This is a genomic window from Lentzea kentuckyensis (assembly GCF_002150765.1).
Lineage (GTDB): Bacteria > Actinomycetota > Actinomycetes > Mycobacteriales > Pseudonocardiaceae > Lentzea > Lentzea kentuckyensis.
In genome coordinates this window covers 1-1,565 of sequence record NZ_MUYM01000241.1, presented here as the reverse complement: position 1 = coordinate 1,565, position 1,565 = coordinate 1, and the positions used below count along the sequence as shown (strand labels likewise).

Below are 1,565 nucleotides of genomic sequence, written 5' to 3'. Positions count from 1 at the left end.
CGTCGGTGCGCGGGGCGGCGCTGGCGATCGACTACGGGCACCTGGTGTCGTCGCGGCGGTTCACCCTGACCGGGTACCGCGCAGGACATCAGGTGCCGCCGGTGTTCGACGGGTCCTGTGACATCACCGCGCACGTGGCTTTGGACGCCTGTGCCGAGGCTGCCGGCGGGGACCGGGTGCTGGTGTCGCAGCGGGATGCGCTGGCGGCCCTGGGCGTGACCGGCGCTGTTTCCGGTTCCGGCTGGGAGTGGCTGGAGTCCGCCGCCCGCGCCGGGCGGGTGGCCGAGCTGCGGGATCCGGCCGGCCTGGGGGCGTTCGGCTGGCTGTTGCACGGGAACGGAGTGGCTGTCTCGGAGCTGCTCCCCGCGCTGCCGCCCTGGCGTCCGATTCCCGCCAGCTTTTCGTTGTCGTGACGACGATCGTTCTCGGTATGCGAATCCACAACGTCTTGCCGGCCGCCGCCCTGTCCGACCCCGGTCGCGAGTACCGCGCCTCCGAGCCGGACGTGCCTCTGCGGTGCTGCCTGCGGAAGTCCCTTGATGGTGAGCCGGTCTGGTTGTTCCGCTACTCGCCTTCGAACGGCAAGGGCCCGTACGCCGAGGTCGGCCCGATCTTCACGCACGTCGACTGCCCCGGCTCGCCCTCGTTGGACCGTCTCCCTGTCGACTTGTTGACCAATCCCCGGATCCTTCGTTCCTACAACGCCGCAGGCCAGATCCACGACGGTTCGCTGGTGGAGCCGGGATCGTTCGATCATGCGATCGCAGGACTGTTCAACGATCCCGAGGTGGAGTCGGTGCAGGTCCGCAGCCTGTCGCACGGCTGCTTCTACTTCGGCGTCACGAGGGCCTGAGCCACGTCCGGGGACGCGTGAAACCATGCTCAGGTGAGCGAGCAGATCACCGTCGGCGTAGGCGCAGGCGNNCGGCGCCTACCGCCTGCGCCTCACCGTCACCCCGGACCTGACGATCACCGCCGCCGAACCCCTCGTCGGCCACCTGCACCGCGGCGCCGAGAAGCTGTTCGAGGTCCGCGACTACCGCCAGGTCCTCACCCTCGCCAACCGCCACGACTGGCTTTCCGCCTTCTGCAACGAACTGGCCGTGGCACTGGCCGTCGAACGCATGACGGGCATGGACGTCCCGGCCCGCGCCCAGTGGCTGCGCGCGCTGCTGTGCGAGCTCAACCGCCTGATGGCCCACATGGTCTTCCTGACCCCGTTGTCCCCCAACGCCGCCACGTACCGCGAGAGCGTGCAGGCGTTGATGGAGGAGGCCTCTGGCGGCCGCATCCACTTCATGTTCAACCGGATCGGCGGCCTGCGCGAGGACGTCCCGGCCGNNTTCGACCTGCGGCGCGACGACCCGTTGCCCGCCTACCAGCAGCTCTCCTTCACGCCCGTGGTGAGGACCGAGGGCGATGCCGCGGCCCGCCTGCGGTGCCTTCTGGGTGAGGTGGAGCTGTCGAAGGCGTTGGCGCGGCAATGCTTGGAGCAGTTGCCGTCAGGGCCGGTGAACGTCCGGCTGCCCAAGGCGATCAAGGCTCCCGAGGGCTCGGTCTACACG

At 69.6% G+C, this 1,565-nt stretch carries 3 protein-coding genes; all 3 read left to right on the top strand.

Features of this window, described 5'->3' with window-relative positions:
- Positions 1 to 413, top strand: a 413-nt coding sequence (locus tag B0F77_RS46355) for an SAM-dependent methyltransferase (protein WP_211294384.1), incomplete at its 5' end; no start/stop codon positions are given.
- 17 nt (positions 414 to 430) lie between these two features.
- Complete coding sequence (locus tag B0F77_RS46350) at positions 431 to 853, top strand: DUF1203 domain-containing protein (RefSeq protein ID WP_086669363.1); 423 nt, start codon at positions 431 to 433, stop codon at positions 851 to 853.
- A 271-nt stretch (positions 854 to 1,124) separates the two neighbouring features.
- Positions 1,125 to 1,565 (top strand): NADH-quinone oxidoreductase subunit D-related protein (locus B0F77_RS46345; protein WP_483868465.1); only part of this gene is annotated, 441 nt, incomplete at its 3' end.

Coding starts and splice junctions, on each gene's coding strand:
- B0F77_RS46350 (WP_086669363.1), top strand. CDS start 431: ATGCGAATCCACAACGTCTTGCCGGCCGCCGCCCTGTCCGACCCCGGT.